The organism is Pseudomonas sp. Pf153, from assembly GCF_001269775.1.
Classification (GTDB): domain Bacteria; phylum Pseudomonadota; class Gammaproteobacteria; order Pseudomonadales; family Pseudomonadaceae; genus Aquipseudomonas; species Aquipseudomonas uvaldensis.
This window is the reverse complement of sequence record NZ_LHVL01000007.1, coordinates 1-712: the sequence shown is the minus strand read 5'-3', so window position 1 is coordinate 712 and position 712 is coordinate 1. Positions and strand designations below refer to the sequence as shown.

The 712-nt window shown below is 57.0% G+C and carries 2 protein-coding genes; both read right to left on the bottom strand.

From position 1 onward, the window contains the following. A partial coding sequence (locus AD666_RS25755; RefSeq protein WP_082339656.1) for a helix-turn-helix domain-containing protein occupies positions 1-174 on the bottom strand: 174 nt, incomplete at its 3' end. Positions 175-456: 282 nt separating this feature from the next. Further along, on the bottom strand, positions 457-654 hold the full coding sequence (locus AD666_RS03105; RefSeq protein WP_003201656.1) for a YbdD/YjiX family protein: 198 nt from the start codon (positions 652-654) through the stop codon (positions 457-459). Between the last annotated feature and the right edge of the window lie 58 nt (positions 655-712).

The following is a 712-nucleotide window of genomic DNA, read 5'->3' as shown; positions in this document are numbered from 1 at the left end:
ATGTTCTTCCAGTCCGGCAGGCCCTTCCTTCTCATACCGCTCGACCCATTTATAGCCAGTCTTGCGACTGATCTCGTAAGCCTGGCAAAGCGCACTGAAGCTGGGCGGGCCTTTGATGTAGTCCGCGATGAATAGCAGTTTCAGGTCCATAGGTTTCAGCTCTCGCCATGGCATGGGCAGATCCTCGAAAACCGACCCTGCCAGTTAAAAACTGTTACCTATGTGAGTGAACTGATTTGTAACCTATGTGGGTGAGTCATACCGGGGGCCAGTCGTGTACGCGATTTTGGGGACACCAAAAAACCAATGTGGGAGCGAGCCTCTGTGGGAGCAAGGCTTGCCCGCGATGGCATCGCCTCGGTATCAGGATAAACCGAGGTGTCTGCATCGCGGGCAAGCCTTGCTCCCACAGAGCTCGCTCCCACAAGGGTTACTTCATTATTCTGGCCCAGCGCCTTAGCAGCACTTCGGCCCGCCCTTGCCGCCGTAACGGGCCTCCTGGCGTTCTCGGAAGAACGCCTCGTAGTCCATCAGCGGCTTGTCCGGGTGCTTGGTTTGCATGTGCTCGACGTAGTTGTCGTAGTCAGGCATGCCGACCATCAGGCGGGCGGCCTGACCGAGGTATTTACCCAGGCGACTCAAGTCATTGAACATCGTTGCAATCCTCGGGTTACGCGTCCGGCAGGGCCTGGAATGGCGCTTCCTTGTCCGT

What these genes read in the sequence shown, in the direction of transcription:
- AD666_RS03105 (WP_003201656.1), bottom strand. Translation starts at nt 654, where the DNA reads ATGTTCAATGACTTGAGTCGCCTGGGTAAATACCTCGGTCAGGCCGCC.